Origin of the sequence: Streptomyces sp. NPDC001941 (genome assembly GCF_040296945.1) — a bacterium.
In the GTDB taxonomy this organism is placed as follows: domain Bacteria; phylum Actinomycetota; class Actinomycetes; order Streptomycetales; family Streptomycetaceae; genus Streptomyces.
The window spans coordinates 1-25,826 of the sequence record NZ_JBEOYE010000015.1 but is presented as its reverse complement, the minus strand read 5'-3'; the positions used below and the strand labels follow the sequence as shown (position 1 = coordinate 25,826).

General features: G+C 73.4%; 25 protein-coding genes. 11 read left to right on the top strand and 14 right to left on the bottom strand.

Translation table 11 applies throughout. The features are described 5' to 3' along the window. Positions 1–669, top strand: coding sequence for a hypothetical protein (locus tag ABT160_RS13655; protein ID WP_351647094.1), 669 nt, complete (start codon positions 1–3; stop codon positions 667–669). A gap of 41 nt (positions 670–710) precedes the next feature. Here ABT160_RS13655 and ABT160_RS13650 read toward each other — a convergent pair whose 3' ends face one another. Both ABT160_RS13650 and ABT160_RS13645 read right to left on the bottom strand, forming a co-directional pair. Next, entirely contained in the window at positions 711–1,688 is a 978-nt protein-coding gene (locus ABT160_RS13650) for an SMP-30/gluconolactonase/LRE family protein (RefSeq protein ID WP_351647093.1), read from the bottom strand. A 377-nt stretch (positions 1,689–2,065) separates the two neighbouring features. Next, complete coding sequence (locus tag ABT160_RS13645; protein WP_351647092.1) at positions 2,066–2,860, bottom strand: class I SAM-dependent methyltransferase; 795 nt, start codon at positions 2,858–2,860, stop codon at positions 2,066–2,068. A 319-nt stretch (positions 2,861–3,179) separates the two neighbouring features. Between ABT160_RS13645 and ABT160_RS13640 the strand changes: the two genes are divergently transcribed. Continuing rightward, entirely contained in the window at positions 3,180–4,643 is a 1,464-nt protein-coding gene (locus ABT160_RS13640; RefSeq protein ID WP_351647090.1) for a diacylglycerol/lipid kinase family protein, read from the top strand. 309 nt (positions 4,644–4,952) lie between these two features. Here the strand turns inward: ABT160_RS13640 and ABT160_RS13635 are convergent, their stop codons facing one another. After that, a complete protein-coding gene (locus ABT160_RS13635; RefSeq protein WP_351647089.1) occupies positions 4,953–5,576 on the bottom strand; it encodes a hypothetical protein in 624 nt (207 codons plus the stop codon). A gap of 320 nt (positions 5,577–5,896) precedes the next feature. Between ABT160_RS13635 and ABT160_RS13630 the strand changes: the two genes are divergently transcribed. The 5 genes from ABT160_RS13630 (at position 5,897) to ABT160_RS13610 (ending at position 11,255) form a co-directional block, all read left to right on the top strand. Beyond that, a complete protein-coding gene (locus ABT160_RS13630; protein WP_351647087.1) occupies positions 5,897–6,364 on the top strand; it encodes a Ser-Thr-rich GPI-anchored membrane family protein in 468 nt (155 codons plus the stop codon). Positions 6,365–6,827: 463 nt separating this feature from the next. Beyond that, complete coding sequence (locus tag ABT160_RS13625; protein ID WP_351647250.1) at positions 6,828–7,367, top strand: ArsR/SmtB family transcription factor; 540 nt, start codon at positions 6,828–6,830, stop codon at positions 7,365–7,367. Between the two features lie 59 nt (positions 7,368–7,426). Continuing rightward, complete coding sequence (locus ABT160_RS13620; RefSeq protein WP_351647085.1) at positions 7,427–8,680, top strand: MFS transporter; 1,254 nt, start codon at positions 7,427–7,429, stop codon at positions 8,678–8,680. 132 nt (positions 8,681–8,812) lie between these two features. Continuing rightward, entirely contained in the window at positions 8,813–10,606 is a 1,794-nt protein-coding gene (locus ABT160_RS13615) for a polymorphic toxin-type HINT domain-containing protein (protein ID WP_351647083.1), read from the top strand. A gap of 76 nt (positions 10,607–10,682) precedes the next feature. Further along, positions 10,683–11,255: an SUKH-4 family immunity protein gene (locus ABT160_RS13610; RefSeq protein ID WP_351647081.1), complete on the top strand. Its 573-nt coding sequence runs from the start codon at positions 10,683–10,685 to the stop codon at positions 11,253–11,255. 37 nt (positions 11,256–11,292) lie between these two features. On the opposite strand, the gene ABT160_RS13605 is transcribed toward ABT160_RS13610, so the two are convergent. From ABT160_RS13605 to ABT160_RS13590, 4 genes are all read right to left on the bottom strand, one after another. After that, positions 11,293–11,853 carry a type 1 glutamine amidotransferase domain-containing protein gene (locus tag ABT160_RS13605; RefSeq protein ID WP_351647079.1) on the bottom strand — a complete coding sequence of 187 codons (561 nt, stop codon included), beginning with the start codon at positions 11,851–11,853 and terminating at the stop codon, positions 11,293–11,295. A 96-nt stretch (positions 11,854–11,949) separates the two neighbouring features. Further along, positions 11,950–13,503 carry a CYTH and CHAD domain-containing protein gene (locus ABT160_RS13600; RefSeq protein WP_351647077.1) on the bottom strand — a complete coding sequence of 518 codons (1,554 nt, stop codon included), beginning with the start codon at positions 13,501–13,503 and terminating at the stop codon, positions 11,950–11,952. A gap of 169 nt (positions 13,504–13,672) precedes the next feature. Then, on the bottom strand, positions 13,673–13,930 hold the full coding sequence (locus ABT160_RS13595) for a hypothetical protein (protein ID WP_351647075.1): 258 nt from the start codon (positions 13,928–13,930) through the stop codon (positions 13,673–13,675). A gap of 237 nt (positions 13,931–14,167) precedes the next feature. Further along, positions 14,168–15,103 (bottom strand): LysR family transcriptional regulator, encoded by a 936-nt coding sequence (locus ABT160_RS13590; RefSeq protein WP_351647073.1) that lies wholly within the window; start codon positions 15,101–15,103, stop codon positions 14,168–14,170. A gap of 181 nt (positions 15,104–15,284) precedes the next feature. Here ABT160_RS13590 and ABT160_RS13585 point away from each other — a divergent pair, with 181 nt between their 5' ends. Beyond that, on the top strand, positions 15,285–16,511 hold the full coding sequence (locus tag ABT160_RS13585; protein WP_351647071.1) for an MFS transporter: 1,227 nt from the start codon (positions 15,285–15,287) through the stop codon (positions 16,509–16,511). On the opposite strand, the gene ABT160_RS13580 is transcribed toward ABT160_RS13585, so the two are convergent. Beyond that, the gene (locus tag ABT160_RS13580) at positions 16,499–18,523 is read right to left on the bottom strand and encodes a LuxR C-terminal-related transcriptional regulator (protein WP_351647069.1); all 2,025 of its coding nucleotides are present in this window, start codon (positions 18,521–18,523) and stop codon (positions 16,499–16,501) included. The genes ABT160_RS13585 and ABT160_RS13580 overlap by 13 nt on opposite strands. Before the next feature lie 116 nt (positions 18,524–18,639). Beyond that, a complete protein-coding gene (gene bdeA / locus ABT160_RS13575; RefSeq protein WP_502984222.1) occupies positions 18,640–19,548 on the bottom strand; it encodes a bis(hydroxyethyl) terephthalate hydrolase in 909 nt (302 codons plus the stop codon). Positions 19,549–19,820: 272 nt separating this feature from the next. Here bdeA and ABT160_RS13570 point away from each other — a divergent pair, with 272 nt between their 5' ends. Further along, positions 19,821–20,564 (top strand): DUF4232 domain-containing protein, encoded by a 744-nt coding sequence (locus ABT160_RS13570; protein ID WP_351647068.1) that lies wholly within the window; start codon positions 19,821–19,823, stop codon positions 20,562–20,564. A 97-nt stretch (positions 20,565–20,661) separates the two neighbouring features. On the opposite strand, the gene ABT160_RS13565 is transcribed toward ABT160_RS13570, so the two are convergent. The 3 genes from ABT160_RS13565 to ABT160_RS13555 form a co-directional block, all read right to left on the bottom strand. Next, a complete protein-coding gene (locus ABT160_RS13565; RefSeq protein ID WP_351647067.1) occupies positions 20,662–20,793 on the bottom strand; it encodes a hypothetical protein in 132 nt (43 codons plus the stop codon). Further along, on the bottom strand, positions 20,784–21,296 hold the full coding sequence (locus ABT160_RS13560) for an STAS domain-containing protein (protein ID WP_351647065.1): 513 nt from the start codon (positions 21,294–21,296) through the stop codon (positions 20,784–20,786). Before ABT160_RS13560 ends, ABT160_RS13565 begins: the two co-directional genes overlap by 10 nt. Positions 21,297–21,470: 174 nt before the next feature. Next, positions 21,471–22,016 carry a Dps family protein gene (locus ABT160_RS13555; RefSeq protein ID WP_351647247.1) on the bottom strand — a complete coding sequence of 182 codons (546 nt, stop codon included), beginning with the start codon at positions 22,014–22,016 and terminating at the stop codon, positions 21,471–21,473. A gap of 344 nt (positions 22,017–22,360) precedes the next feature. Between ABT160_RS13555 and ABT160_RS13550 the strand changes: the two genes are divergently transcribed. Then, positions 22,361–23,626 (top strand): low temperature requirement protein A, encoded by a 1,266-nt coding sequence (locus ABT160_RS13550; protein WP_351647064.1) that lies wholly within the window; start codon positions 22,361–22,363, stop codon positions 23,624–23,626. A 91-nt stretch (positions 23,627–23,717) separates the two neighbouring features. Here the strand turns inward: ABT160_RS13550 and ABT160_RS13545 are convergent, their stop codons facing one another. Next, positions 23,718–23,891 carry a CsbD family protein gene (locus ABT160_RS13545; RefSeq protein WP_351647062.1) on the bottom strand — a complete coding sequence of 58 codons (174 nt, stop codon included), beginning with the start codon at positions 23,889–23,891 and terminating at the stop codon, positions 23,718–23,720. A gap of 191 nt (positions 23,892–24,082) precedes the next feature. Here ABT160_RS13545 and ABT160_RS13540 point away from each other — a divergent pair, with 191 nt between their 5' ends. Then, positions 24,083–25,027, top strand: coding sequence for an aldo/keto reductase (locus tag ABT160_RS13540; protein WP_351647061.1), 945 nt, complete (start codon positions 24,083–24,085; stop codon positions 25,025–25,027). Positions 25,028–25,064: 37 nt separating this feature from the next. On the opposite strand, the gene ABT160_RS13535 is transcribed toward ABT160_RS13540, so the two are convergent. Next, positions 25,065–25,784, bottom strand: a complete 720-nt coding sequence (locus ABT160_RS13535; RefSeq protein WP_351647060.1) for a class F sortase — start codon at positions 25,782–25,784, stop codon at positions 25,065–25,067. Between the last annotated feature and the right edge of the window lie 42 nt (positions 25,785–25,826).

The window sequence follows — 25,826 nt, the reverse complement described above, 5'->3', positions numbered from 1 at the left end:
ATGCCGGCCACCGCCCTACTCGACACTGGCCCCGCCGCCGACGCCCTGACCGCCGGAGGGGCCGCGATCCTGCCCAACCCCAGCCCGCTGACCTACGTCGTCGCCGCCACCAGCCCACAGGCCGTCAACAACGCCAAGGCCCGGCTCGCCGACCAGGAAGTCGCCCTGTGGGTTCACCACGACACCACCTGGACCGAGCTCACGCCCGCACTCGACCTGACACCCGCCGATCTCAGTACGGCGCTGAACCTGCTGCGCAGCGAACTGGTCACGCTGCTGGTGCCCGTACGCACCGATCCCCCGCCACCGGCCTGGGCCCTGCCCGCCCTGCGCGACGGCTACCTGCTGCTCTTCGGCGCCCGCTGGCAGCCCCTGGCCCCCCTACTGGCGCGCTTCCCCCACCTGTACGTCAGCAGCGCCAACCGCACCGGACAAGCCCCAGCACCCACCGCCGCCCGCGCCGCAGCGATGTTCGGACCCGGCATCCCCGTCACCGACGCCGACCACCTGCGCGACACCGACACCCCCCACGCCGCCACCACCATGCTGCGCATCGCGCCCGACAGCGCTCTGACTCACATCCGCCACGGTGCCCAAGACCGTGCACACGGAACGGACCCCGCCCGCTACATGGAATACCTGCATGGAGCAGGAGACCGGGCACAGTAGGCCGCGACGGCGCCTTCTCTACCGCAACCACTCACACCCGTTCAACGGCCCGGCAGGGCGCACCAGGCGATGCCCGGCTCCCACAGGCTGCCCAGGACCAGCCGGTCCCCGTGCACGGCGGCGCTGGTCGGCATCCGGTACCCGGCCCCCGCCCGCGCCAGATCCCGCACCACCTGCCCACGCCCGTCCAGGGCCAGTACACGAACGGTGCGCCGCGGCACGGTACGCACCCGGCGCGTCGCCCGCCCCAGGCCCTCCCGCACCCGCCCGGGCATCCGGTGCACCAGCTCCAGAGCGCCCTCGCGGGGCTGGGCCAGCGCCGTCCAGAACGTACCGTCGGCGGCCCGCGACAGATTGTCCGGGTAGCCCGGCAGCCCGTCCGCGAACACCTCCGAAGCACCCGCGCGCGGCCCCTCAAGAGCGACCTTCAACAGCCTGCGCGCCCCGGTCTCACAGACCACGGCGTACGAGCCGTCGGGGGACAGGGCCACGCCGTTCGCGAACTGCAGCCCGTCCAGCACCACTTCGGGCTCATGGTCATCAGGCCCCAGCCGCAGCAGCCGCCCCGAACCGACGTGCTCCAGGATGTCGCTGCGCCACTCCGCCAGGCTGTGACGGCGCGTGGACACGGTGAAGTACACGGACCCGTCGGGCGCGGCGCACACGTTGCTGCACTGCCCAAGGGCCTGGCCGCCGGCCCGCTCGGCCAGCACCTCGCTCTTGCCGCCCGCCACCCGCAGGATCCCCCGCTCGGCGTCGGCCACGAGCAGGGTGTCGTCAGGGAGGAGTTCGAGGCCCAACGGACGCCCACCGGTCCGCGCGACCTCCTCGATGCGCCCTGCGGACAGGTCCACCCGCAAGATCCGCCCGTCACCGGTGCCGGTCCACACCTGTCCTTCGGTGTCGACGACCACGTCCTCGGGACCCTGCTCGCGCGTGTGACCGCTGGTGCGGAGGATACGGAGGGGTGGGAGGGGCTCGGGGGTTACGGGTGAGGTGACCGGATTGGTGACGGACATCAGAGACTCCCCGACAGATGACGGACGGCACACGACAGATGACGGACGGCAGATATCAGTTGGCAGATAACGAATGACACATAGCGGATGGCAGATATCAGATGACAACGGACCGCTGACGACTGACAGATAGCCGCTGACGGCTGACAGGTAACAGATGACGGATGGCATCTGACGGCCGACAGATATCAGGCGACAGGCGACAGGCGACCGAGGACAGGTGACGGATGACCGATGACAGTCGACGGATGACACGAAAGCAGAGCACGCGTGACGGATAACGCTCGCCGCACGAGCACCCGTTCATGGCTCGCCGTGCGTAGTGCCTCATGCGTCCGCCCAGCGTACGGCGCGCCCCGTCCCGATGACCCCGTACATCAGGACTGATCGCCCACCCTCCTGAACCGCAGCACCGAAGGCGTCGCCGGGTCGGCAGGCTCGGGGTGCAGTCCGGCCTCCGCGAGTTCCGCGTCGAGGAGTTCGCGAGGAAGCGGTCGCATGACGAAGGTCTCGCGGTGGTGGCGGACCCGACGTCCGGCGCGCTCGACCACGTAGTCGAACCGGGTCAGGATCCGTCCCCGGTCCGGTGCCGTGGTGAGCGTCCGGCCGTACTCGTCCTCGCCGACCCGTACCCGCCCCAGCACCACCACTTCCTCGCCCTCGGGCAGGGCGGCGGGCGGCTCGTCCAGTACCAGTAGGCCGTCCGCCACCAGCGCCCGCCGCACCGCGCGCCACAAGGCCCGCCGTTCGCCGTCCTCCAGGGTCGGTACGACGTTGTGGCACACCGCCACGTCGGCGGCGTCGCGCAGTCCGCTGTCCGGCAGGGTGCAGGCGTGCACGGTCACACGGCTGCGCGCGTCGGCGCCGAGGGCGGACAAGCGGCTCATCAGGGCGGTACGCATCGGAGCTGCCGGTTCCACCGCGTGCACCGGAGCTCCCGTGCGGCCCAGGGCCATGGCGGTGACGAGGCCGCTGCCCGCGCCGACGTCGAGGACGCCCTTGCGGGCTTCGGCCACCGTGTCCCCGTACGAACGGGTGATCAGCCGGAGGTCCGGTTCGGCCTGCAGGATGTCGTAGAACTCCGCACTGACCCCGTACTCGACGTGCTCGGTCCCGACGTCGTCCCCGCACGCGGCTCGCTCGTCCTCGGGTCCGCCGTGGGGCTGTGTCATGTGCCGCGCCTTTCCTTGAATCCTGAATCCGTGAATCCTGCTGAGTAATGGCTGAGTAGTGGCTGAGTACTGGGGTTCCTGCCGACCTCTGTTCCTCCAGGCCTACCCCGCCGTTCGCATTCCCGGCGGTGCGCCGTGCTGCGAGCGGGTGAGTGGCGGGCGACGCGGGCCCAGGGCCCGGGCCCGCGCTTTTCCTCCGGAGCCCCGCATCCGGCAGGATGCTCACGACATCGGACCGGGACGGACCGGACCGGGCTCGAACGGAGCCGTACGCGCGCGTGGGCGTACGGCGGCGCGGCAGGCGGGGCGGAGCAGGGGCATGGGCAGGGGCATGGGCGAGGACGATCAGGGCAGCGGCAGCGGCCACGGCAACGACGGCGAGCGGGCGTACAGACCTGCCGCGCCCGCCGACGGGGGAGTGGCGGCGCGCCGGTTGGCGCGGGTGGCGGTGCTGGCGGCGGCAGGGGCGTTCGTCGTCCTGGTCCTCGCCCTGGAGAGTGGTGGTCTCGAGGTGGCCGCCGCCCTGGTGCTCGGGCTCGCGCTCGGCGCGGTCGGGGTGTGGGGGCTGCTGGCCTACCGAGGTGTGGTCAGGGTGCTGGGGGCGTTGCTCGCCCTGGCGGTGCCGGTCGCGGTCGGGGCGTACCTCATCGTCGACGGGTTGTGGCTGATGGCCCTGGGCCTCGCCGCCTGCTGGGTCGCGACGCTGGCCTGCGCGCGGGCCGCGCTGCGCCGCGCGAACCCGGAGCGGCGGCGCCGTCCGGTCGTGGCCGCCCGTCCCCGCAAGCCGGTCCTGATCATGAACCCGAAGTCGGGCGGCGGGAAGGTGGAGCGCTTCCGACTGGACGAGCGGGCGCGGGAGTTGGGCGCGCGAGTGATCCTGCTCGACCCGTCCGAACCGGTGGACGTCACCGCGCTCGCCCGCGAGGCCGTCGCCGGGGGAGCGGACCTGCTCGGGGTGGCCGGCGGTGACGGCACCCAGGCGCTCGTGGCCGCCGTCGCGATGGAGCACGACGTGCCCTTCCTGGTCGTCTCGGCGGGCACCCGCAACCACTTCGCCATGGACCTGGGCCTGGACCGCACCGACCCGGCACGCTGCCTGGACGCGCTCACCGACGGCGAGGAACTCCGCGTCGACCTCGGCTTCGTCGTGAGCAAGGGATCCTCCACAGGCAAGGGATCCTCCACGACCAGGGGCTTCGACGACGCCAGGCCCTTCGTCAACACCGTCTCCTTCGGCGTGTACGCGGACGTGGTCCAGCACCCCGAGTACCGCGATGCCAAGGCGGGCACCGCCCTCAGCCTGATGCCGGACCTGCTGGTCGGCGAGGGCGCCCAGCCCGTGGACGCGAGCGCCGACTCCACGGAGCTGATCGCGCAGCAGGCGCTCCTGGTCAGCAACAACCCGTACGCGTCCCCGGACGTCCTCGGCGACACCGGCCGCCGCCTCCGCCTGGACACGGGCAGGCTGGGGGTGCTCGGCCTCCGGGTGCAGAGCGCGGTCGAGGCGGCGGACCTCGCGGTGCGCGGTACGCAGTCCCCGGGCCTCACGGTCACCACCGCGGACCGGGTCGAAGTCACCGCCAGCGCCGAGGAGATCGCGGTCGCGGTGGACGGCGAGGCCCTGCGCATGCGGACGCCCGTCGTGTGCGCCCTCCGCCCCCGCGCCCTGCGCGTCGTCGTCCCACGCCACCGCCCCGGCGTCCCGGCCCCGGCCCCACGGCTCGACTGGCGCCGCCTGCTCGAACTGGCCCTGAGCCGCCCGCCGCACACGCCGTCGGGGTGATCGCGGGGGGCGGCAGCCCCCCGGGGGCGGCCTCACCGCACCGGCCGGAGCAGCCGCACCAGCCGGTTCCCCCGCACCAGCCGGTTTCCCCGGACCAGCTGATCAGACCGTCTGGGCAGCCCGGGCGCGGTCGGAGAGGAGCCGGGTGAGCATCTGGAGGTCTTCGCCGCTGTGCGGGGCAGCCGGTCTGACCGTCACCGACCGCACGCGGCTCCGATCTGCTGCAGGCTGCGCGCGTTGGGCTGTCGTTCCCCGGCAAGCAAGGCCTTGAGCTGCGAGTACGTCACCGACGTCGGCGTCGGCGCCTGGCTAGATCGGCAGGCCGATCACCCCCCACCCCCGCCGCTCCGCCTCGCCGACCACCTCGGCCCAGCCCGTCACCAGCTCGGCGAACTCCTCGAAGCCGGCGATCCACTGGCCCGGCCCCCGCCCCGCGAGCTCCTCGTACGGGACCCGTAGGTCCTCCAGCCCCGGGGCGGCCTCGTGCCACCTCCGCCGCAGCCGCGCCACCGTCGCCGGGCCGCGCACGACCAACGGCCCGGACCTCCACAGGCCCTCCAGCGTGGGGAACACCCCGGGGTCGACCTGTTCCGCATCGACGTCGGACCGCGGCCCCCACCAGATCAGCCCCTCCAGGAACTCGTCCAGCGCCGCCCGCACCCCGTCCCCGGCGGCGCCCCGGACCTTCTCCCAGCCCTCCGCGGCCCAGAAGTGCGGCTTGTACGAGCCGAGCGTGCCCGGGAACTCGTACCGCCCCAGCCAGGCCCGCTCCGACCCGGCGGCCGGCCACACCCACCCGCCGACGACGTCACCGCCTCCACCGGGGTCGTCGTCCGCGTACGCCGACTCCTGCACCACCCGCAGTCGGTCCTCCGGGGCCAGGCTCATCACACGCGCCCAGTCGGCGACCAGGACCGTCATGTCCACGCCCATCCGGCGATGCTAGCCACCGGCCGGCACCGCCGCAGCGGGGTGTCCTGTCCCTTCCGCGCCGGGGGTAGGCCTCGTACTTGAGGTCGTCCGGACCGGGGCCGTACGCAGCCGTTGGCGCGGACGGGCTGTGTGGCTCCCGAACGGGCTTCGGGCCGTCGCTTGGCTACGGCATGCCACATCGTTCTCGCGGAACAGTCCGCCGGGCGCGCCTGCTTCCTCACCCCCCAAGCCCCCAAGGCCGCTCGCGGGACTCTGGGCCGGCAGGGGGAAAGCACTCTGTCTCGATCTTGTGCTGGCGGGTGATAGGGAAGGGGTTCTGCATGAGATCTTGGTACACGCCATTCGCGCTGGTGGCCGCGCTCATGGCCGCGGCGACGAGCAGTCCCCTCGCGGCATCGTCGGCGCTGGCCACGGACTTCAACGCGGCCGCTCGCTCTGGCGTCGTGGTGCAGCGTGACGTATGGGCGCCGCGTGTCACGTCCCCGACCACAGGTACCGTCTGGACGGTCGGCACACAGCAGACCATCACGTGGGACGTGACGAATCCGCCGAGACAGATCACCAATCCGCGCGGGGTGATCTTGCTGAGCAAAGACGGCCTTGCAGACGTAGATCACCCTCTGGCCCGGAACTTTCCCATCAGGGCCGGCAAACAGCAGATCACCGTCCCGAACGTTCCTCCGGGCTCGCACTACAGAGTCATTCTCATTGGTAGTGGTGACAACTCTTCTCCGTCGTTCACGATCGTGCGTCGCGGCAGCAAGACCAGTGCTGCAAAGGGCGGTTGAGAGGGGCCAGCGTACGGTCGACAAGCAGGCCAGCACGGTACGGTCAGGTCGACACAACTGCCGCGCACGAGCGCGCCGGAGCCGAGGGCCGCATCTTCGGCGAGGCAACCGAGCTCCTCGAGAACCAGCTCCTCCACGACGCGGACGTCGGCGCATCGCCGCTCCCCGCACCAGCCCCGAGGCCGCCTCTGACGAAGAGGCCCACGCGCGACCAGCCTGACTGGCGGCAGCCCGCACGCTACGCGAACGGCCGCCGAGGCAAGCTCCGTTGGATCCATGGGTCCCCGTGGAAGTCCCTCGCGTACATGCCGAGTCTGGCCCGCCGGGCCCCGGAAGGCACGGAGAACGGACTCGTGGCGCAAAGCCCTTGCGCAATGGTCAAGAAACGTTGACCATTACTCGCATGCCCACAGACGATCTCCCCGCAAGCGAGGGAACCGCACCCGATCTGCCGACAGGCGCTCTGCCCGCGGACGACCTTCCCGAGACCTTCCGCGTCACCACCGACGAGCAACTGCGCGCCGTCTCCAACCTCACGCGCCACAGGATCATGGCCACCCTCCGCTTCGAGCCCGCCACGATCACGCAGATCGCCGAGCGGGTGGGCCTCGCGAAGGGGAGTTCCAGCTACCACGTGCGGCTCCTGGAGCGGGCCGGCCTGGTGAAGGTGGTGCGTACGCGGAAGGTGCGCGGGGTCACCGAGCGGTACTACGCGATGGCCGCCCGGACGATCGAGGTGCCGGACCCGGGCGAGGGGGCGCCGGACCTGCTGATGCGGCACGCGGTGGCGGACCTGGAGGCGTCCCCGGCGGAGAGTGAGCGGCACGTCGGGATGTCCCATCTGCGGCTCACCGACGAACAGTTCGCCGAGCTGGGGGCGCGGCTGCAGGCGCTGGCTGACGAGTACCGGGAACTGTCCGACCCCTCGCTGCCGGACGCGTCGTTCGTCTTCGCCCTGTTCCATCCCGCCACCCGCGAGCAGTCCGGAGAGGACGCCAAGTGAGCACAGAAGCCGCAGAGACCGCAGAGACCGAAAGCATAGAGACCGTAGGAAAGAGAAAGTTGCCGACGGGCTTCGGACGGCTGTGGACCGCGCAGACCGTCTCCTCGCTCGGTGACGGAGTGTCACACGCCGCGCTGCCGCTGCTCGCCCTGACCCTCACGCGGGACCCCCTGGCACTCGCCGTCGTCACGGCCGCCGGGACCCTGCCGTGGCTGCTCTTCGGCGTGCTCGGCGGTGCCCTGGTGGACCGCTGGGACCGGCGGCGCACCATGTGGGTGGCCGACGTGCTGCGTGCGGTGCTGCTCGCGGTCCCCGCGGGGGCCGCGGCGCTCGACGCCCTGAGCATTCCGCTGCTCGCGGCCGTCGCCTTCCTGCTCGGCATCGGCGGGCTCTTCTTCGACACGGCCGCCACGGCCTACCTGCCCGACCTGCTCGGCCGCGACACCGCGCTCCTGGAACGCGCCAACTCCCGTCTGCGCGGCGCCCAGACCGCCGCGTCGGGCTTCGCGGGACCGCCCGCGGGCAGCGCCCTGCTCGCGCTCGGGCGGGCGGTTCCGCTGCTCGCCGACGCGGTGTCGTTCGCCGTCTCCGCACTGCTCGTACGGTCGCTGCCCGCCACGCCCCGGCCCGTGCCGCAGGTCCGTGAGTCGCTGCTGCGACAGGCGCGGGCCGGTGCCTCGTACGTCTTCCGGGACCGGTTGCTGCTCGGGCTAGCCCTGCGTCCGGCGGTCGGGAACGTCGCCTTCGTCGCCGTCGAGACCGTGCTCGCCCTCTTCGCCCACGACCGGCTCGGCACCGGCACCCTCGGCTTCGGCCTGCTCCTCACGGCGGAGGCCACCGGCGGGCTGCTCGGCGCGGCCGTCGCCTCCTTCCTGGGCCGCTGGCTCGGCACCGGGACCGCGCTCACCTGCACGGCCGCGCTGGAGGGCCTCGCCGTCCTGGGCCTGGCCGCCGCGCCGAACGCGTACGTGGCCGGTCTCGCCCTCGCCGTCTGCGGAGCGGGCATGGGCGCCACGATGGTGCTCGCCCCCTCCCTGCGCCAGGCCGTCGTCCCCGCCCACCTGATGGGCCGGGTCGCCTCCACCTCGCGCATGCTCGCCATGTGCGCCGCGCCGTTCGGTGCCTTCCTCGGCGGCTGGCTGGCCACCGCCTACGACGTACGCACCCCGCTGTACGCCGCCGCGGGCCTGCTGCTCGCCATGACCGCGGTCACGTCGACGATGACGAGCAACCGCCGCGTCGAGTCGGCCCTGCGCACCGCCGCCGAGTCCGACGCCCCGGAGTTCGGTGCGCGCGCTTCAGCGATGTCGTGACCAGGGCCGGCGGAGGTCCGGCCGTGGGCCCCGCTCTGGGTCCGGGGCTGGGTCCTGGGGCCCATCCCGCGCGGCAAGCACATCGCTACTTTCACGTGTATGCCGTTAAGACACCCTCGTCAGGGCTCGCGCGTGCGCACAGGCAAGACCGGCTCCGGTGGCCTTCCGCGAACGCGGGCCCGGCTGCTGGGCCTTCGCTCCCGCGGACCGTCCCGCGGCCGGGCGCACCGCCAGTCGGGGCAGACCGCCGTGGAGTACCTGGGCCTGGTGCTGCTGGTCTCGGCGATCATCGGGGCGCTGGTGGCGACAGGCGTCGGACAGACGCTGACGGACAAGGTAGTCGCTCAGATCACGTGCCTCACCGGTGGTCCCTGCGAGACGGGTGGCGAGGAAGCGGCGGCAGACGGGCCGCCGGACGCGGAACCACCGCCAGGCGCCGACGTTCCCGTGGACGAGGTGTCGTCTCCGGCCGAGCCGCCGGCACCGCCTGAGAAGACGCAGGCGCAGATCGAGTTCGAGGCGGCCCAGCAGGAGCTGGAGGCGGCGAAGAACGACCAGCGCACCAGCGAGGACAAGGCGAAGGCGACGGCCCTGGAGCTCGCGGAGATCCTCGCCGACGAGCTGGGACTGAAGAACCCCTTCGAATGCGTGATGAAGCAGGAGCTCGCGACCTGCGGACAGGCCGTCATCGACGTGCTGACGGGCCTGATCGGCGGCGTGGCGGGGAAGTTCGCGAAGAAGTACTACAAGCCGTGGGACTGGAAGAAGGGAGCGAGCAAGGTCAAGAAGGTCCTGGAGCTGGCCTGGGACCTCAAGGGAAAGATCGGCAACGTCTTCGACGCCCGTGGCAAGGTCAAGACCGCCGAGGACAAGTTCGCCGCCGCGAAGGCGAAGCTCGACGCGGAGAACGCCAAGCCGAAGCCGGAGCCGCCGAAGAAGCCGGAGCCGTCGAAGAAACCGGACGAGCCCGAGAAGCCGGAGGACGACGAGGACGAGGACGAGGCCTGCGCGGTCCCGCACAGCTTCCTCGCCGGTACGCCGGTCCTCCTCGCAGACGGCACCCGCCGCGCGATCGAGAAGATACGCGTCGGTGACCAGGTCCTCGCCACGGACCCCTACACGGGCGGCACTTCGGGGCGGCGCGTCGTCGACACGATCGTCACCCGCGGCGACAAGCACTTCACCCGCCTCGCGCTGAGGACGGCCGACGGTGCCGCGACGCTCGATGCCACGGACACCCACCCGTTCTGGCTGACCGACGAGCGGCGCTGGGCCGACGCGGGCGAGATCGGTCCGGGGGCCCGGCTGCGCGCCCCGGACGGCACCCCCGTGCGCGTGTCCACGGTCGACCGCTACACCCGCACCCGGATCACCTTCGACCTCACCGTGCAGGGCCTGCACACCTACTACGTGGGCTCCGGCACCGCGAACGTCCTGGTGCACAACTGGGACTGGAGCTGTGGCAGGACGCTCCTGAACGAACCCACCAACCCGCTGGCGCAACTCGCGGCGAAGCTCCGCCAGCTGCAGAAGGTGGAGGGGGGCGGGAACGTGGCGATCTACGCGATCGAGCAGAACGGTAAGACCACTTACGTGGCGGCCCGCAACGAGGTGAAGGGCAAGCACTCCGAGCGAATCATCAACGACTACCTGGCAGCGAACAAGATCAGCCCTGACGCGGTCGTCGCCATCTACTCGGAACGCCAACCGTGCACCAGCAAGCCCAACCTCTGCGCGACGCGCCTCGTACAGTTCAAGAACGCCCAGAACAGCATTTCCTGGAGCCTCGACCCCGATGGGCCGACGACCCAGAACATGAACAAGACGAAGATCGCCCAATCCCAGGACACGGTGCGCGCGACCAGGAAGGACATCACGGAGACGATCATCTGGTGCTCCGGGCCCGGGCAGTGCGGTCCGCTGTGACGTGACCGGCCGGACCCGGGAGAATGGGATACGGGCCACGGAAGAGCGAAGACCCACGGAAGGTACGGAACGGATCATGGAGCGCACGCCCGAAGAAGCCCGCCGGGACTACCGCCTCGCGCTGGAACTCCCCTTCACCAAACTGATCGGCCGGGCCGGGAGCGGGGTCCAGGCGTCGCGCGCAGGAGACGCGTCCACCGGCTGGCGCATCCCCGGGGACCAGGCCGAGGCGCTCAGGAACTGGGGCGTCCCGGTCTTCGCGCCCGACAAGCCCGATTCCGTGCTGCTGGCCGGAGCCGTCCAGGCGGCGAGCGGCCCGGAGATCGAGTCGCACGACCTGGTCGGATACCGCCTGGGGCGCTTCTGGGAACACACGGTCGCCGCGGTGGAGCCCGACGGCCGCGTCGTCGGCTTCCCCGACGAGCTGGGGGACGTCGTTCCCTTCAACTCCTCGGTGCGGGCCTTCGTGGAGATCGCCTGGCGGTGGTACTTCGCGCAGAGCGCCCTCCTCGTGCTCTACGCGGCGGACGACGAACAGCTGGGCCCGATGCTCCAGGACGCGATCGACAAGGCGCACGCGATCGATCCGTGCGGTGCGGCGCAGGACCCCGACGACTGGTGGTGGGAGGGCGTCATCGGCACCTGGTGACGCCGGGGGCCGCCCCGGCGTCACCCGGCCGCCCGGCTCAGCTCGCCGCCGACGCCAGGGCCTCGTCGATGCCCTTGAGGAAGGCGGGGAGGTCCTTGGGGGTGCGGGACGTGACCAGCGTCCAGCCGTTCGCGCCGCACGAGAACACCTCCTCGTCGACCCAGGTGCCGCCCGCGTTGCGGATGTCCGTGGCGACCGAGGGGTACGAGGTCAGGGTCTTCCCCTCGACCACCTCCGCCTCCACCACCAGCCACGGGCCGTGGCAGATCGCGGCGACGGTGCGGCCGGACGAGGCGAAGTCCCGGACGGCCTGGATGGCCAGGGCCTCCAGGCGCAGCGAGTCGGCGTTGATCGTGCCGCCGGGGATCAGGAGCAGGTCGTAGTCGTCCGTCGAGACGTCGGCGAGCGCGTGGGTCGCGGGGACGGTCCGTCCCGGGTCGCGGTCGCCCACGAGCGTCTCGATGTCGCCGGACTCGACCGCCGCGATGTCGACCTGGGCGCCCACGTCGCGCAAGTGCTGTACGGGGACGACGAGTTCGTCCTGCTCGACGCCGTAGTTCGTGGTGATGGCCAGGACGCGTGCGGGGGTGGTGGTCATGGTGCTGCCTCTCCTTGGGGCTTGGTGAGATGTCGGGGGGTGTGGGGTTCCGGGATCGGCCACGTCCGCCCCTCGGGTCGGACGTGGCCGAGGTGGTCAAGTCGTCAATGCCTTGCTGTACTTGGTGGCGCTCGCCCGCTTCCACGCGGCTGGCAGTTCGGCGCGTCGGGCGCGCGCCCTGCGGCGTTCCTCGCCGTACAGCAGGCCCCAGGTGAACGACGGTTCGCCCGATGCCTCCGCCCTCAGTGCCAGGTCGCGGAGCAACTGCCGTGCCACCACGCTGTCCTGGTGTCCGCCGAGCACCTGCTGCACCGCCTTGACCCGCTTGCCGAAGCGTTTCGCCGGCTTGCCCAGGGCGGGCCGGGCGACCTCGGCCGCGTACCGTACCTTCTTCGCCGCCTTGCGGGCCTCGTGCAGCGCGCGGTCCAGTTCGGCCGTCTCCGCGTCCTGGGGGAGGGCGAGTGCCCGTTCCGTGCGGGACCTGAGCCGGCCGTACTCCTTCAGTACGGCCCTGCGCATGACCTTCCCCGGCTTCGCGTTCGCCTTGCGGCGCAGGGGCGGGCGGGTGGTCAGCGCGTGCAGTGATGCGAGGAGGCGGTCGTAGCGCGGATCGGTCAGGGCGGCGAGGCTGCGCCGGCGGCTGTGCTCGCCGCCGGCCGCGTCCCACACCTGGAGCCGGGCCCGCACGGGCCCGAGCACGTCCTGCGTCGGCACGTCGTCCAGCGCCCGCGTCAGTCGCCCGCGCAGCACCTCGTGGTCGCGCTCTTCGCCCAACTCGCCGGCCAGCCACTTGAGTTCGTCGCGCACCGGGTCGGTCGCGCGGCGGTCGAGGACGGAGCGGTACGAGCGCAGCGCACTGCGCAGCCGGCGGCAGGCGACCCGCATCCGGTGCACGGCGTCGGGCTCGTCGCGACGCACTGCCGGATCCAGCCGTACCAGGTGCTCGACCTGGTCGGAGACGTACGCCACGACGTGTGCGCCGGGGGAGCCCTTCACGGCCCCGGCCGAGGAGGAGCCCTCGGGTGGCGAGTGGCCCGTGGCCCGGGCGGCGCGCACCAGTTTGGACGGGTGCTCCGCCCGCCGGATGCCGCCCTTGCGCAGCACCCGTTCCACGGCGTCCAGGAGCGGCGGCTGGCCCGCGGCCAGCTCCAGCTCGATCTCGGTCCACGCCGCCTTCCGGCTCCCGCCGGTCAGCGAGCGGGCCCGGACCCGGTCGAGGCTCAGCTCGGCCAGGACCGTCCCCTCGGCGTCGCGCAGCTCCCGGACGGTGCGTTCCGTACGGATGCGGATCACGGGTCGCAGCGGGGCGCCGCGGGTGCGGGACCGGACCAGGTCGGCGAGCTCCCCGGGCACGTGCTCGGACAGCGGGCTGCGGATCTCCTCGCGGCCGTCCCCGCCCAGCGGGAGCTTGAGGTGCCAGCCCGCGTCGCCGCCGCCCGTCCGGTGCCGCAGCGTGGCGTCGCTCCCGGCCAGCCGCAGGTCCTCGGTGTCGTAGTAGACCGCGTCGAGCCGCTCGGTGTGCGGGGCGACCGAGGCGATGCCCGCCACGCCCGTGAGGTCGGGCAGCGACGCGTCGCCCTTCCCCCGGGACCGAGGGCCCCGGGTGGTGGTCTCGTACTTCCGTTCCACCTCGCGCGTCGAAATGCTCATACTCTTCACGTTGACAGGATCTTCGGGATCAAACACCTCGGATCCGTCCGATCCGATCACCTCGGACTCGTCTGATCACCTTGGAACCGTCCGATCCGATCGCCGCAGATCCGTCCGGTCGCCTCGGATCCGCCCGATCCGAAGGCCTTGGACCCGTCCGATCCATCCCTCAGCCGGAGCGCCCGCCCCGGGTGAGGTAGGTGACCGCGCCGCCCGCCAGGACCCCGCCCGCCACCGCGAGGGCGTATCTGCGCGCCCGCGCGACCCGGCTCGACAGGGGCATCCGGTACGTCAGCGCCGTCGCGGCCCGCCGCAGCGCCCGCGCGTCCAGGGGCACCGGCTTCCCGGGCCCGCCCCGCCGCAGCTGGAGCGCCGCCAGGGAGGGGCGTACGGACACCTGGCGCACGGAGACGGCGTCGTCAGCCACGACCTCCCGCAGCCGGGAGCCGCGCGCCCGGCGCGGGCCGCCGCTTCCCGGGCCCCGTTCCCGGGGCGCCCGGGCCCTCGTGCGGCCACCGCGCTCCCGCGGCCCTCCTGCGTCGCCGTGCGCCACCGGTCTCACCCCGTCGTGTAGGGCCCCGTCGGGAGGGGCCGTCGTGTCGTCGGGGAGCGGGTACCTCGTCAGGGCCACGGCAATCCTCGCGGTCGTGCTCGGGGCGGGACGTCAGCGCGGCAGCGTCCACCCCGGTGTCCAGGTGCCGCCCGCGTCCTGTCCCGCCGCCGCGGTGGCGAGGTGGGTGCGGAGGGTGGGCAGCGCGGGGTGCGGGTTGTCGCGGTGCCAGATGAGGGAGTGCGGGTAGACCGGTGTCGGGTCGGTGACCGGGATGCGGCGCAGTCCGTGGCCGGCGGGCCAGATCAGGCGGGAGTGCTCGCCCATGAAGGTGGCCAGGGCCGGGGTGTCGGCGATGGTGTCCAGGAGCGCGTCGGAGCCGAAGTTGGGCCCGGTCACCTCGATGGTGAGGCCGAACTCGGCGACCAGGTCGTCGTAGTAGGCGCCCCACTCGGTGCCCGGCGCGATGCCCGGCATCCAGATGCGGTGCCCGGTCAGCTCGGCGACCGTGACCGACCGGGCGTGGGCCAGCGCGTGCGCGGGGCCGGTGAGCAGCTGGAGGGGCTCGTCGAGCACCCGTACGGCCGCGACGTCCTCGGGAAGGGGGTGGCCGGGCGCGTTGACGGCGCGGAAGGACGCGTCGATCGCGCCCGAGCGCACGGCGGCGGTCGCCGCCTCGATGTCGTGCAGCATCACCACGTCGAGCTCGACGTCGGGGTGCGCGCGGTGGAAGGCGCGCATCAGGCCCGACTGCGCGCTGCGCGAGGCGAGCACGTCGACGCGCAGCGGGCGGCGGCCGGGGCGCACGGACGCGCCCGCGCGCTCGGCGACGCGCAGCAGCTCGCGTGCGTGGGGCAGGAAGGCCTGCCCGTCGATGGTGAGCTCGGCGCCGCGCGCGGCGCGGGTGAACAGCCGTACGCCGAGGGTGCCCTCCAGCGCGGCGACGCGCTTGGAGACGGCCTGCTGGGTGATCGAGAGGTCGGCGGCGGCCCGCTGGAAGCGGCCCGATTCCGCGACGGCGACGAAGGTGCGCACTGCTTCGAGGTCCATGCCGACCCACCCTATTCAACAACCGATGGTTGTGGATGAGGGGTGAATGGGTTGTTTGACCTGGCGTTGTCCGGCCCGCTTAGCTCTGCTCGGGCAACCCGGGATTGTTCCCGCGGGATCGCGGGCGGTGCCGAAGGTGCGACGTCGGACGGGACACGGGACAACGAGGGAGTGCGCCGGGATGGTGGGCAGGAGGCGGCTGGGCCGGCGGTTCGGCTGGCTGTGGGCGGCGTACGCGGTGAGCGCGTACGGCTCCGGCCTCGGGTTCGGGGCGCTGCCGCTGATCGCCGTACTGGTGTTGCACGCCGGCCCCGCCGAGGTGTCCGCGCTGTCCGCGGTGGGGCCCGCGGTCGGGGCGCTGGTCGCGGTGCCGCTCGCGCCCTGGGTGGAGTTCCGGCGCAAGCGCCCGGTCATGATCACGATGGACCTGGTCCGGTTCGCGGCCATGGCGTCGGTCCCGGTCGCCTACGCCGCCGGACTGCTCGGCTTCGTCCAGCTGCTCGTGGTCTCGGCCGTGGTCGCCGCCGCGAAGATCTCCTTCAACGCGGCGAGCGGCGCCTACCTCAAGGCCCTGGTGCGGCCCGACGACCTGCTCGTCGCCAACGCGCGGTTCGAGTCCACGAACTGGAGCTCCATCGCGATCGGACCGCCGCTGGGCGGAGCGGCGATCGGGCTGTTCGGACCGGTCACCACCGTGGTGGCCGACGCGCTCAGCTACCTGCTGTCCGCGCTGGGCGTCACCGCGATCGGCGGCCGCGAGGAGAAGCCGCGGACGACCGGCGGGACGCCGCTGCGGGCGGGCGCGCTGCTCGACGGGTGGCGGCACATCATGGGCCACCCCGGCCTGCGCGCGCTCTACCTCAACCAGCTGCTCGTCGCCGGCCTGATCATGGCCACCGAACCGGTCCTCGCCGTACTCCTGCTGCGCCAGCTCCACTTCCCGCCCTGGCAGTACGGCCTCGCCTTCGCCGCCCCCTGCCTCGGCGGGCTCATCGGCTCGCGGCTGGCGCGCCGCGTGGTGGCCCGCCACGGCACGCACCGGGTCTTCCGGACCGTCGGCACCCTGCGCGCCGTCTGGCTGATCGGCCTGGCCTTCGTGCGTCCCGGCGTCGTCGGGCTCGTCACCGTGATCGCCGTCGAGCTGGCGATCATCGTCAACATGAGCCTGTACAGCCCGGTGCTCGCCACCTACCGGCTCGAACACACCCCGGACCACCTCGTCGCCCGCACCCTGTCGGCCTGGTCGATCGGCCAGCAGGCGTCCATCGCCGTCCTCACCGCCCTCGGCGGGCTGCTCGCCGACGCCACGGGACCGCGCACGACCCTCACGGTCGCGGGGCTGCTCATCCTCGCCACCCCGCTCCTGCTGCCGCGACGGGAGCGCACACCGCTGTCTCACCCGGCCTGATCCGCCACCAGCCGCGACAGCTCCACCCGCGACCGGACCCCGAGCGTCGCGAACACGTTGCGCAGGTGGTGGTCCACGGTGCGCACGCTCAGCGACAGCTGGTGCGCCACCTCCCGGTTGGTCGCCCCCTCCGCCACGCTCCGCGCGATCCGCAGCTGCTGCGGCGTCAACGAGGCCAGCGCGCCGACCGGCCGCCCGGTCCCGGCCGTCGCTCCGGTGGCCCGCAGCTCGGCCCCCGCGGCCTGTGCCCACACTCGCGCCCCGCACCGCTCGAACGCCACCAGCGCGTCCCTCAGGTACCGGCGGGCCCTCACCGGGTGACGCTCACGGCGCAGCCACGTGCCGTACAGCACCAGGGTCCGCGCCCGCTCGAAGTCGCCGCCCGCCTGCTGGTGTTCGGCGAGCGCCCGCTCGTACCACTCCTCTGTGCGGGCCTCGGGCGCCCCCTCCAAGGCGCTCAACAGCGCCTCACAGCGGGCAAGTTGGGCGGGGGCCTGCGGATCGGCGGCGAAGTCGGGCCGCCGCCGGAACTCTTCCAGCGGGCCCCGCGCGGGCCCGGGCGCCCCCGTGCGGGCGAGCGACTCCACGAAGCACGGCACCGCGAGCATCCGGACCGCGAAGTGACCCTGCCGAGGGCCGGGGCGCACCACCGGGGCCAGCCGCGCCGCCGCCTCCACGACCCGCCCGCGCGCCAGGTCCGCACGCGCCAGGGCCCACTGGGTCAGCGTCGACGCCTGTACGAGGCCGTGGCCTCCCGCGACGGCCTCGGCGACGGCGGCGTGCGCGGCCACGGCCCGGCCGTCCCGGTCCAGGGAGGCGACCAGGGCGAGCACGGCGTGCTGGTGCGCCAGCACGTTGCGCTGGCCTCCGGCGGACGCGCACCGCACCCCGTCCTCCGCGTACACCCGGGCCCGGGCGTGGCGGCCCGCGCGCAGCTCCGCGTACGCGAGGAGTTCCAGGGCGCGCGGCACGAGGGCCGGCAGGCCGTGCGCACGCGCCTGCGCGAGGGCCCGCCCCGTGATCCGGGACGCCGCCGCGAGGTCGCCCAGCACCAGCGCCGTCGCTCCCGCGCGCAGGAGCTCCTCGGCGTCGTCCTCGTCCGAGCCGGCGTCGACCACGTGCCGCAGCGTCACGGCTCCGGCCGCGAACCGGTCCGCGTCCCCGCGCAGGACCGCGCACATGCCGCTGCGCTGGTGGGCCGCCACGCTGCCCGCGCCGACCGGCCCCCGTCCCGCGCCGGCGCAGTCGGCGCACCGGCCGTCCCGTTCCGAGCAGACGGCCTCGCGGTACGCCGCCGCGTCCCCCAGCGCCCACGACGCCTCGGCCGCCTCCAAGCGGGCGCTGAGCGAGGCGGCCGGGTCGTGCGGGGCGAGCAGGCGGGCCGCGACCATCAGCGTCTCGCGGGCATCGGCCACCGGTCCGTCGCGCAGCGCCACACGGCCGCGCACGTGCGCGGCGCGCGCGAGGGTCGCGCCGTCGGCCGGCAGGGCCTGTGCCGAGGCGGTCAACTCCGAGGCGCGGCCGGGCAGTCCGTCGATCAGGGCGCGCTCGGCCGCCGCGACGAACAGGGCGGCCTGTCCGCGCGGATCCTCGGCGCCCAGGGCGTTCTGCGTGAGCCGGGCCAGGCGGTCGCGCGCCGTGTCGAGCGCCGACGCGAGCCGCCGGTGGGCCAGTTGGCGCACGGCGTACGGCACGCGGTCGCGCACCAGGGAGTACGGCAGGGCCGGTGCGAGCCGCATCGCGCCCCCGTGCCGCTCCACCAGCCCGGCCGCCTCGGCGGCCGCCAGCGCGCCCGGCCCGATCCCCGCGGCCGCGCAGGCGGCCAGCACCGCGTCGAGGGGGGCGCCCGGCGCGCGGGCCCGGTCCTCGTGCCCGGCCGCCACGAGCAGCACGGCCGCGCGCACGTCGGCGCCGAGCGCGACCAGCAGGGGCGGCACGGTGGGGTCCGGGTGCGGCGCGAGCCTCCACTCGGAGAGCGTCGCGCGGGCGGAACGGGCCGTTGGCGCGGGCATTTCCGTCACGTTACCGGCCGGTCAGCACGCGCGGAAGAAGTGCGTCCGCCGCGCCCGGCCGGACGACGCGGGAGGCCGCCAGGGGCGGTCTCCCGCGCTCGTGCCGGGGTGCCGGGCTACGAGGTGTGCGGGCAGTTGCCCCGGTACTCCTCGATCGTCGCGCCGGGCGACGGCAGCGGGCACAGGAACTGCTCGTACCGGGTGTCGTCGTCCACGAAGCGCTTCAGCCACGCGACGCTGTACTTCGCGATCGTCGTGTTCGAGGAGTTCGGCGTGAAGTGCGTGGCGTTGTTGAGCTCCAGGTACGCGCGGTCCAAGGTTCCGGGAAGGCTGCGGTAGAACGGCTCGGAGTGCGTCGCGACCGGCGCGATCGTGTCACCGTCCGCGCCGACGACCAGCGTGGGGGTCCGCACCTCCGGCCAGCTCGTGTCCAGGTTCCAGCCGGTCAGCGGGACCGCCGCCCTGAGCGTCGGGCGGCTCTTGGCCGCCTCCAGCGTGCCGCCGCCTCCCATGGAGTGGCCCACCACGGCCAGGCGGCTCGCGTCGATCCGCCCCCGCACCGCGCTGCGCTGCGTCAAGTAGTCCAGTGCCGCCAGGAGTTGACGACCCCGGCTGGCGGGCTGGTCGAGCGTGGTGAGGGTGTCGATCGTGAACACCACGAAGCCCTGCGACGCGAGCCGGGGACCGAGCCAGGCGATGGAGGACTGGTAGGCCGTGTAGCCGGGGGAGACGGCGACGGCCCCGAACGTCCCGTCGGCCGTGGACGTCGGGTAGTAGACCGTACCGCCGCCGAACCCCGAGACGCTCAGCGAGGAGACGCTGGTCTGCGAGACGGCGTACGGGCCGCGCACCGCCTCGATGCTGGTCACGGTCGGCGCGGGCCCGCGCTCGTACGGGTTCTCGTCCGCCGCGCTGGCGCCCGGGGCCGGGACGGCGATGAGTGCGGCGGCGGCCGTGAGCGCCGCGAGCAACGTGCGGAGGGCGCGCCCGCGGCGCGCCTGGTGCGTGCGGGTCAACTGCTGCACGGTGGAAGCCCTTTCGCAGGGGATGGGGCAGCCACCTTGGCCCCGGGCCGGGGCGCCGGGCATCGGCGAAATCACCGGCCGCGCCCGGCGGCGGCGCGTGGGACCGCCCGTACGTTCCTGGTTGGAGCGGGAGTTACACCCCTGGTTGGACGCGTCGCGGCAGGTGGTCCCCGTACGTTCGACAGGGGTGCCGGGCGGGGTGAATCCCTTCGCCCGGGCGCCGTTCAGATCAGCCGAGTCCGGCCGGTTCGCGCCGGCCACGGGGGACCACCATGCATGCTCCTGTCCACGGAAACCGTACGCGCCGCGCGCATCGCACCGGCCTGAAGACGGTCCTGAAGCCCTACGTCCTGGGCGCGGCCGTCGCCGCCGCCCTCCTCACCTCCACGGCCTGCCAACCGGGCGGGGACAAGGACACGGGGGCCTCCGGGACGCCCGGCAGCCCGAAGGCGACGGACTCGGCGCTGCCGGGCGGCGCCCCCTCCACCTCCGCCTCGCCGAGCACCAAGGTCCCGCTCCCGCCCACGGAGTCCACGGGAAAGAGCGGCGACGGAGGCAAGGGCGGCACGGCCGTCCCGGCCTGCACCATGGAGGAACTCGCCGTCTCCGCGCAGAAGGAGCCGGCCGATAGCAAGGACGCCCGCCACCTGCTGATCACCGTGCAGAACGTCGGTGACAGGACCTGCGACGTCTACCACTACCCCTTCGTGAAGATCGGCGACGCCAAGCGCACGACCCCCGTGATCCAGGGCAGCAGCCCGGACCCCGGGAAGCCCATGCGGCTCGGGAGGGCCGAGGAGGCGTACGCCGCGCTGCTGGTGGCCGGGGGCAAGATGGACGAGTACCCGGCGACGAGCGTCACGCTCACCCTCAGCGGCCGCAAGGTCGGTACCAAGGTGGGCAAGTCGGTCGACGTGCCCCTGCCCGTGCAGACGCTGTACGGGGACGACGGCCAGCTGGTCACGTTCTGGACGACGGCGTCCGGGGGCGCGCTGGACTTCATCATGTCGAAGTGACGGGTGGGGGCCATCCCCAGTGACGCGGGGTGCCCCGGTGCGGTGCGGACCGGGGCACCCCGCGTCATGTCATGGTCGAGGGGCGGGTGACGGGACCTCAGGCGGTCGGCGCCGTACGCGATCCCGTACGGGACCGGGCCGGGGCCCTGCCGCCCCGGCGGGGCCAGTGCAGCAGGGCGACGGAGAGCAGGGCGGGTCCGCAGGTCAGGGCGAGGAACGTCATCGGCACGCGCCCACCTCGTGCGGCAGCGCCGCGCCCGCGTCCGCTGCGGATTCGTACTCGCTCGGCACGGAGTCGTACTCGTCCGGTAGTTCCGGTAGTACGGAGTCGTACTCGCTCGCGATCCTCAGCGGCCGGTGGCACGTGGGGAGGATGTCGAGCATCCGCTCCAGCTGGGCGGGCGGCCGCACCACGGTGCAGGTGCCGCCGGAGTGGTGCCAGGCGTCCAGGACCCTCAGCAGCGCGCTGTCGCAGAAGTCGAGCGCCCGGCAGTCCAGGACCAGGTCCCGGTAGCCGAGGGCCGAGGCCATGCCGAGCGTCTTGCGCAGCGGGGAGACGCTGTAGTGGTCCGCCTGCCCGCCCAGGGCGATACGGAGGGTGTGCGGTCCGTCGACGGTGCAGGTGAGGGCGACTATGTCCCCGGGCGCGACGTCGGCGCCCGCCCCCTCGACGATGACGTGGGCGACGACGGGAGCGGTGGCCAGTATCGGGCTGGTCGATTGCGTACTCATGCCCCGCACAACCGCGTCCGCCCCCCTCGCGGACACGCCCGGCGGGCGGGGTTCACCCCTGCCGCCCGCCCGGTTCCCCGGCAAGGAGGAAAGCGCTCACCCACACGAGTTGAACCGGGCGCCGAGTGCGTCACAACCGCCTCGCGGCCGGTGGGAGCGCCCGCCCCGCGGTGCCTACTTCTTCGTGGCCTTCCGCGCCGCCTCCGCCTCGCTGGAGGCGTCCGCCGTGCTCAGGGTGCCGCCCGCGGTCTCCAGGTGCGCCCGTACGAACCACTGGAACTGCTCCAGGTCGCGCAGCTGGCCGATCAGCAGGTCCTCCGTGGCCGGGTCGATCTCGCCGACCGTCTTGATCGCGGTGCGCAGGCTCTCGATGAGCCCGGTGTAGACCAGGTCGAGGGCGCCGAGGTGGGCGATCGCGTCGGCGCGGCCCACGCTGTAGTCGTCCCAGCCGCGCGCGGACACCAGGGCGCCCGGTGTGCCGGTGGCGACGCCGCCGAGGGCGGCGATGCGCTCGGCCACGTCGTCGGCCATCAGGCGGACGCGGTCGACCTGCGGGTCGACCATCTCGTGGACGGCGATGAAGTGCGGGCCCACGACGTTCCAGTGGACGTGCTTCAGCGTCAGGTGCAGGTCGTTGAGCGCGTGCAGGCGCTCCTGAAGGAGGTCGATGACGGTCCCGGCGTCCTCGACGGCGATGCCGGGGACCGTGTAGCGGGGGATGCTCGCCGTCTTGCCCGGGGCCTTCCCAGGGGTCTTCCCGGGGGTCTTTGGGGTGTTCTTCGCGTTGTTCTTGGAAGCCACGGCTGCCACTCCAATCACGTTCGACCACGACGTTTCGTCGTCTGTTCGCCGTCGCCGTGGGAGCGGTGGGGCCCGAGGGCCGGTGCTGCCCGGCGACACGTGTCCGGTTGTCCGACTTCGTACGCGATAAACACACAGCCTCCCGATGAACACGCAGCCTCCCGGTACGCGCAGTGTCCCGATGCACGTCGGGAATCGTCCCGTGGCGTCCGGACGGGCCCGCCCACCGCGCCCCGCCGCCCGCGCCGCACGATGATCGCTGCATGGAGGCCAGCGCACACGACGCACCCGACGCGACCGGAGGAGCCGGATCCGCTCCCGCCCCCGTCCCAGCTCCCGAGCGGCACGCCGGCTGGAACGAGCTGTTCTTCGACCTCATCGCCGTCGCCGGGGTCGGCCAGCTCGCCCACCTGCTGCACTCCGGCCCGACCTGGGGCGACCTGGCGCTCTACGGGGTCCTCTACGCGGCGTTCTGGATCACCTGGGCCGGCTTCGTCGTGTACGGCGACGTGGCCGCGGGCACCGCCCGCACCAGCGTCCTGCTCGGCGCGATGTCCGGCATGGCGGTGATGGCGGCGGCCGTGCACAGCATCGGGTCCGGCGGTACGGACACGGTGCAGGCGGTCTCGTTCGTCCTGGCCTACGCCGCACTGCGCTGGCTGGCCGGGCGGGTCTGGCAGCGCGGCAGCGTGGTCACCGACTGGCCGCTGGCCCAGATCGGCACCGGGGCCGCGCCCTGGCTCGCCTCGCTCTTCGTCGACGACCCGTGGCGCTACCGCCTGTGGGCGCTGGGGATCGCTCTCGACCTGTTCGCCCTCTTCGCCTTCTCCCGCGAGCGCGCGCTGCGACAGGCGCAGGACCGGCGGGTGCGCGAGGACGCGCGCCCGCAGCACGGCCGCCGCCAGCACGTGCCCGAGGGCAGGCCGCGCCTGCACGAGGCGCACACCGACGCCGCCCACCTGGCCGAACGCCTCGGGCTCTACGTCATCATCGTCCTGGGCGAGGGCGTCATCCAGGTCATCGACGCCGCCGCCGACCTGGAGGACTGGACGCCGCGCCTGGCCGCCACCGGGGTCGCGGCGCTGGCGCTCCTGGCCTCCCTCTGGACGCTCAGCCTGCTGTACGGCTCCAACGGCGTCCCGCACCTGCGCAGCCGCGTCCTGTCGCCACGCCTGGTGATGCTGCTGCACGCGGTGTCCACGGCCGCCCTGGCCGCGCTCGCCGCCGGACTCGGCATCGCCGTCGCGCACGCCGACTCCGTGCTGCCCGCGCCCGCGCGCTGGCTGGTGTGCGCGGCCCTCACCCTCTACTTCACCCTTGGACTGCTGGCCGCGCTGCCCGCGCGCCCCCGCCCGGCCTGGATCGCGGCCTGGGCCCTGCCGTGCATCCTGGTGCCCCTCGCGGTGGCCGCGTTCGGCGCCCGCCTGCCGACCTGGGGCGTGGTGCTCGCCCTGTTCGCCACGGTCGCCTGGCAGATCCTCTACCACTCCGGCCCGCCCGGGACCACGGACGCCGAGGACCCCGCCTGAAGCGCGTCCGGGAAAAGGGACGGGAAACGGAAAACGGGGCCGCGCCATTCACGGAAGGGAAAGGAATGGCGCGGCCCCGTATTCGGAGGCGTCAGTGCTTGAAGGCGTCCTTCGTCTTCTCCTTGGCCTCCCGGGCGTCTCCCGTACGCCTTTCGGCCTGGCCCTCGGCGGCCATGCGCTCGTTGCCGAGGGCGTTGCCCACGGCTTCCTTGGCGCCGCCCTTGGCCTGCTCGGTCTTCGCCTTGGCCTTCTCGCCGGCACTCATGGACATGCCTCCTCATTCGCTGGAAAGCCGCTGTCGCGGTAATCATCGCGTGCCCCGGCACCCTCCCCGTAAACAGGCCTTTCGATCGCGTGAACAATTCCCGCGCTCCCCTGTGGCCGGGCCGCCTCCGCCCGTACGGTGGGTGCGCGACCCGGCCTTCCGGTGGTCCGGTCCGACACAAGGAGTGGCTCGTGCAGACAAGGAAGCTGGGCGATCAGGGTCTGGTCGTGTCGGCGATCGGATACGGCGCCATGGGCACCGCCACGGGGTACGGCCCCGCGGACGACGACCGCTCGGTCGCCGCCGTCCGCCGCGCGCACGACCTCGGGACCACCCACTTCGACACCGCCGAGATGTACGGGTGGGGCGAGGGCGAGAAGCTCCTCGGCCGTGCCCTCGCACCGGTCCGCGACGAGGTGACCATCGCGACCAAGTTCGGCCTGACCCGCGAGGGCGGCCGCGACTCGCGCCCCGACCACGTCCGCGCGGTCGTCGACAACAGCCTGCGCCACCTCGGCACCGACACGATCGACCTGCTCTACCAGCACGCGCCCGACCCGGACGTCCCCGCGGAGGACGTCGCGGGCGTGGTCGCGGAGCTCGTGGCGGCGGGCAAGGTCAGGTACTTCGGGCTTTCCAACGCCGACGAGGACACCGTCCGCCGCGCCCACGCCGTGCACCCGGTCTCCGCGCTGCAGGAGGAGTACTCGGTGTTCGCCCCGCACGACGTCGCGCCGCTGCTCCCCGTCGCCGAGGAGCTCGGCATCGGGCTCGTCGCCTACTCGCCGCTGGCCCGCGGCTTCCTCAGCGGCGCGGTGACCTCGCGCGAGCACTACACCGCCGACGACTTCCGCCAGCGCCTCGCCTGGTGGAGTCCCGCCCACTACGACGCGAACGCCGCCCTCGCCGGTGAACTGGCCGCGTTCGCCGAGTCCAAGGGCGCCACCCTCGCCCAACTCGCCCTGGCCTGGCTGCTCGCGCAGAAGGAGTACGTGGTCCCCATCCCCGGCTCGCGCGACCCGGAGCGGGTCGCCGCCAACATCGCCGCCGAGGGCCTCGACCTCACCGCGCGGGACCTCGTCCGCATCGCGGAGATCGTGCCCGCGGGCGGTGTCGGCGGACGGCGCAGGGAGTAGGCCCCCGGCGGCCCCCCCGGGCCGCTCACACGGGCGCTCACACGGCGGCCTTCGCCGATCCGTCCCCGCCGCCGTTCCCGCTCCGGTGCCCGCCCCCGTCCTCGCTCGTGCCCGTGAGGTGGGCGAAGACGACCACGTTGCCCCGGTAGCGGTGCGCCTTCTCGTCGAAGCCACCGCCGCAGGTGATCAGGCGCAGTTCGGGGCGTCCCGCGTCCCCGTACACCTTGTCGTCCGGGAACGCGTCAGCGTCGTACACCTCGATGGCGTCGATCGCGAACGCGGCGGTCGTGCCGTCGGCCCGGGCCACGTCGACGGTCATGCCCTTGCGCAGGGCGCCCAGGTCGTAGAAGACGGCCCGGCCCGAGGGCACGTCGACGTGGCCGCCGATGACGGCGGTGCCCTTCTCGCCCGGGGTGGCCCCGGCCGCGTACCACCCGGCGAGACCGGGCTCGGCCTCGGGCGGCGACGCGAGGCGGCCGTCCGCGTCCAGGCCCAGGCCGACCAGCGGGGCGTCCACCCGGATCTGCGGGATGCGCACCCGGACCGGCTCCGACCGGGGGAGGGCCCGCGGTCCGCCGCCCGGCGCGGGGGCGGCGCGCTCGGCGGGACCGGCGCCGTGCCGGGTGCCGAACCCCTGCTCGGCGCCGGGCTGCGGCGGGCCCGCCGCGCCGTCCGGGCGCAGGGCGGCGAACACCAGCAGCCCCAGGACCACCACCCCCCACACCGACAGCCACCCGGAACGCGTCTGTTGCCTCATCGTCCCTCTTCCTGGAGCCGGTCGTACGGAACCCGGGGTACG

Excerpts from the sequence above, each read along its gene's own strand:
- ABT160_RS13655 (WP_351647094.1), top strand. The coding sequence starts at position 1 with ATGCCGGCCACCGCCCTACTCGACACTGGCCCCGCCGCCGACGCCCTG.
- ABT160_RS13650 (WP_351647093.1), bottom strand. The coding sequence starts at position 1,688 with ATGTCCGTCACCAATCCGGTCACCTCACCCGTAACCCCCGAGCCCCTC.
- ABT160_RS13645 (WP_351647092.1), bottom strand. The coding sequence starts at position 2,860 with ATGACACAGCCCCACGGCGGACCCGAGGACGAGCGAGCCGCGTGCGGG.
- ABT160_RS13640 (WP_351647090.1), top strand. The coding sequence starts at position 3,180 with ATGGGCAGGGGCATGGGCGAGGACGATCAGGGCAGCGGCAGCGGCCAC.
- ABT160_RS13635 (WP_351647089.1), bottom strand. The coding sequence starts at position 5,576 with ATGGGCGTGGACATGACGGTCCTGGTCGCCGACTGGGCGCGTGTGATG.
- ABT160_RS13630 (WP_351647087.1), top strand. The coding sequence starts at position 5,897 with ATGAGATCTTGGTACACGCCATTCGCGCTGGTGGCCGCGCTCATGGCC.
- ABT160_RS13610 (WP_351647081.1), top strand. The coding sequence starts at position 10,683 with ATGGAGCGCACGCCCGAAGAAGCCCGCCGGGACTACCGCCTCGCGCTG.
- ABT160_RS13605 (WP_351647079.1), bottom strand. The coding sequence starts at position 11,853 with ATGACCACCACCCCCGCACGCGTCCTGGCCATCACCACGAACTACGGC.
- ABT160_RS13600 (WP_351647077.1), bottom strand. The coding sequence starts at position 13,503 with ATGAGCATTTCGACGCGCGAGGTGGAACGGAAGTACGAGACCACCACC.
- ABT160_RS13590 (WP_351647073.1), bottom strand. The coding sequence starts at position 15,103 with ATGGACCTCGAAGCAGTGCGCACCTTCGTCGCCGTCGCGGAATCGGGC.
- ABT160_RS13585 (WP_351647071.1), top strand. The coding sequence starts at position 15,285 with ATGGTGGGCAGGAGGCGGCTGGGCCGGCGGTTCGGCTGGCTGTGGGCG.
- ABT160_RS13580 (WP_351647069.1), bottom strand. The coding sequence starts at position 18,523 with ATGCCCGCGCCAACGGCCCGTTCCGCCCGCGCGACGCTCTCCGAGTGG.
- ABT160_RS13570 (WP_351647068.1), top strand. The coding sequence starts at position 19,821 with ATGCATGCTCCTGTCCACGGAAACCGTACGCGCCGCGCGCATCGCACC.
- ABT160_RS13560 (WP_351647065.1), bottom strand. The coding sequence starts at position 21,296 with ATGAGTACGCAATCGACCAGCCCGATACTGGCCACCGCTCCCGTCGTC.
- ABT160_RS13550 (WP_351647064.1), top strand. The coding sequence starts at position 22,361 with ATGGAGGCCAGCGCACACGACGCACCCGACGCGACCGGAGGAGCCGGA.
- ABT160_RS13545 (WP_351647062.1), bottom strand. The coding sequence starts at position 23,891 with ATGAGTGCCGGCGAGAAGGCCAAGGCGAAGACCGAGCAGGCCAAGGGC.
- ABT160_RS13535 (WP_351647060.1), bottom strand. The coding sequence starts at position 25,784 with ATGAGGCAACAGACGCGTTCCGGGTGGCTGTCGGTGTGGGGGGTGGTG.